This is a genomic window from Candidatus Accumulibacter aalborgensis, from assembly GCF_900089955.1.
Lineage (GTDB): Bacteria > Pseudomonadota > Gammaproteobacteria > Burkholderiales > Rhodocyclaceae > Accumulibacter > Accumulibacter aalborgensis.
Genome location: NZ_FLQX01000154.1, coordinates 1 through 3,415, shown reverse-complemented (window position 1 = coordinate 3,415; position 3,415 = coordinate 1). Strand labels below are relative to the sequence as shown.

At 63.5% G+C, this 3,415-nt stretch carries 3 protein-coding genes; all 3 read right to left on the bottom strand.

Annotation, left to right across the window (positions count from 1 at the left end; all coding sequences use genetic code 11):
- Positions 1–124: 124 nt before the first annotated feature.
- Genes ACCAA_RS19465 through istA form a run of 3 tightly spaced genes read right to left on the bottom strand, consistent with a single transcriptional unit; the run spans position 125 to position 2,572 of the window.
- Positions 125–337 carry a hypothetical protein gene (locus ACCAA_RS19465; protein ID WP_186408914.1) on the bottom strand — a complete coding sequence of 71 codons (213 nt, stop codon included), beginning with the start codon at positions 335–337 and terminating at the stop codon, positions 125–127.
- Positions 334–1,086 (bottom strand): IS21-like element helper ATPase IstB, encoded by a 753-nt coding sequence (gene istB / locus ACCAA_RS19460; RefSeq protein ID WP_186408913.1) that lies wholly within the window; start codon positions 1,084–1,086, stop codon positions 334–336. The genes ACCAA_RS19465 and istB overlap by 4 nt, the downstream gene beginning before the upstream one ends.
- On the bottom strand, positions 1,073–2,572 hold the full coding sequence (gene istA / locus ACCAA_RS19455; RefSeq protein ID WP_186408912.1) for an IS21 family transposase: 1,500 nt from the start codon (positions 2,570–2,572) through the stop codon (positions 1,073–1,075). Before istA ends, istB begins: the two co-directional genes overlap by 14 nt.
- Between the last annotated feature and the right edge of the window lie 843 nt (positions 2,573–3,415).

Here is a 3,415-nt window from a genome sequence, read left to right as displayed (position 1 = left end):
TGTTGCCGGCGGAGTAAATCCGCATAAATCTGGCGGCAGTAATTGGCGGCGAGAAGGGCAAGCGGGTAGGGTAGACGAAACAGGGGCCACGAAGGCCCCTGTGCGTAAGAGAGTGGGATGCCGGTTAGAAAGGTGGCTCGGTGCTGTCGACGCAGTGCCGGGTCACCCGATCATCATGCAGTTTTTGTTGAAGAACCCGCTCATAGTGAGACCAGATCCGGTCGCGCAGGTCGTCAACCAGTTCGAAGACTGCGAGGGCCTGCTCGGGAGACCAGGCTGGATCGATGAGGAATTCGAGTCCGCAGGACAGTCCGGAAGGGGGATGGTAGCGTTTCACGGCGCGCCCTTGGTCTTGCGCTTCCTGGCGTTGGCGGCGGCGTGCTCCTGGGCTTCCTTGCGGCGATAGGATTCGCCCTTGATGGAAAGAATCTCCGCGTGATGTACCAGGCGATCGATCATGGCCACGACGCAACTGGCATTGGGAAACACCTCCGACCATTCCGAGAACGACTTGTTGGTCGTAATCAATGTGCTCTTCTTCTCGTGGCGCCGGTTGATCAACTCGAAGAGCAAATCGGCGTGGCGGTTCGAATACGAGAGATAGCCGACCTCATCGATCAGCAGCAAATCTGGCGCCGCATAGCGACGCAAGCGATAACGCAGCGCCGAATCGCTGTCCAGACCGGCCAGTTCGCCGAGCAACTGCCCGGCCGTGGCGAACACCACGGTATGCCCCTGCAAGACCGCCTGATGGGCGATATTCTGGGCAATCATCGTTTTGCCCAGGCCGCTGGCGCCGACCAGGATGGCATTGGTTGCCGAGTCCATGAAGTCGAGCGTCATCAGTTCCGCGATCGCCCGCTGGTCGCACTGCTGCGGCCAGGACCAGTCGAAATCGGCTAGCGGCTTGAAGCGGCCGATATGGGCGCAGCGCAAGCGCCGTTCCAGCGAGCGGCGAGCGCGTTCGGTTTCCTCCCAGGACAACAAGGGATCAAGCCATGGCTGGTCGGCGCACTCAGCCCAATGAGCCAGCACGCCGTGCAGTTGCAGCGCCGTCGCCCGTTGGCGGGCATCAGTCGTCGTCATCGGGATTCTCCATCAATTGATCGTAGCCATCGAGGCGGTGGGGACGCACGGGGATGTCCCGACGTTTGACGTGTTCGGGCAGGTTGATGGCCAGCGGCGGCGGTTCCGCCTGGGCTTTGCGCCGTCGTTCCAGCACCAGGCGAACCGCATTCGGATGCGGCACACCGCGCTCCAGGGCGTCGGCAATCGCCACCGTGAGTTCGGCCACGCCGTAATGCGCCAGGAGGTCAGTCAGCGTGTTGACCGTGCGTCCCAACGGCTCGCCGCGTTCTACGGCCTGGGTCAGGAGATCTCGGCTCAGTGGCACCGCCTGGACCAGATGATCGGTGCCACGATGCGCGCTGGCCTGATGTTTATGCTCGACCAGGGTGGCGATGTGCGCGGGGATTTCGATCTGTTGGCGGCGATCATGGGAGCGCGGGTGCGTGGCGATCAGCGTCTGGCCATCGAGGATGCGCACCTGATCCGAACTGGCGACAACGGTCAGCGTGCGCTGAACGCAGCCGTGCGGGATCGAGTAATCGTTCAGGTCGAAGCGCACATACGGGGTCTTGCCGGCCACTACCGCCTTGACCTCGTCGGTCGGGAAACCGTCGGCGGGCAGCGCCAGCAGACGACCCCGTTCCTGGGCGAAGGCCGCGCGGACGGTCAGTGACTCGTCCTCCGGGCAGCGACGTTCGCCGGCGGGTCCGCGGGTCCACGCATCAGCCTGGGCATTGAGGTCGTCCAGTGTCTTGAACTCGCGACCGGCGAAGAAGGCGTCGCGGATATAACGGATGGCGCGCTCCACACGGCCTTTTTCGTTCCCTCGGGCGACCGCTACGGGACGCGGATCGAAGCGGTAATGGCCGGCCAGGGAAAGGAGCGTCGGGTTGAAGCGGATGACCGTGCCCTGACGTTCAAGGACCGCACTCTTGAGATTATCGTAGAGCGCCATCCTCGGCACCCCTTGCCACGCCTCGAAGGCGGCGACATGGCCGCGTAAAAAGTTCTCCATGTGGGCGCCCAGATAGAAGCGCAGGAAGATCTGGCGCGACCACGACAACACGGCGACAAAGCCCATCAGCGGCCGACGGGCACGCCCGATTTCAAGGTGGTCAAAGTGCCCCCAGTCAACTTGCATTTCCTCACCGGGCAAGGTGCGCAGACGCAGATAGGCTTCCGCTTTGGGGCGCGGTCGATGGCGAGCGATCAGATGCCGGAAGTGATCCGGTCGTCCCGGGTAGCCGCGCGCCTGCACCATGTCGTACAGCCGACTGGCGCGCAGGCGCGGAAACTGCGCAAGGGTCTCCAGGATGAAGGGCAGGTAGGCATCGATGGCCGACGGCCGGCAGAGGCCACCCAATGCCGGCAAGCCGGACTGGGCAAGCACACGCGCAACGCTGTCGCGATGCACGTGCAGTTGCGTGGCAATGGTGCCGATGCGCCAGCGTTCGGCGTGGTAATAGCGCAGGATCTGCGCTTCAATTTCTGGGGTGATAGACATGCGTTCTCCGATCGGGTTGGCTACGGCGAATCCGACGGCGCAGGAAGTCCTGGCGTACCCAGTCCGGCAAGGGACGCTGGCAACGCCAGCAGTGCCCGGGCACCGGCTTCACCGGCACCGACGGTTCGGGTGAGATTGGATCAGCCAGGGCCGGGGGCGGGGAACCCTGATGCGTCACTTTCTGCGGTCGGACCCGATAACGCTGCTGGCGTTTGGCGTGGGCGTGACGCCCGCGCAAACCGGCTTGATAGCGGCGTCCGGCAGCACGGACCGAGCGTCGGCGCGCCTCGCTGGCACATCCCGCGGTGCAGTAGCGTTGGCCGCGATCGCAGTGGCTGCAAATCAGCACAGCGGTGCGGCAACCGGCGCACAGATAGCGTCTTCCAGGCAGCTCCATTGGTCACCTTGGCCAATGGGGAAAGACGGCGACACGCCCGCTTCGTGACATACTTTGCAGGCAGTGTCGCTTCGTCATAGCTGTGGGCGCGGCATCGGGTCTGGCTTGGCGGTTGGTCCCGATGCCGTGCCCGTGTTTCCACCGGCTGGTCACCTATCTACCGCATCAGCGGCGCTGACGCCATCCCCACCCAGGCGGTACAGAACAAATTCTCGCCAGTCGAACGCTCCGGCCGGCCGTGGGACTGCCCATTTCCCGCCTATCACCCCTGCCGCGCTTCGCTTGCCAGACGAGGGATTGCGATGCAATCCCTCCGCCGGAAGCCCTGCGGGCGCAAACCGCAGAACCGGTTTAAAAAATCACTGAAAATCAAAAGAACCGACCTGCGGGCTACGCTGCAAAACTGTCGACGCCAGATTTCTACGGAATGACGACGCCGTTAACAC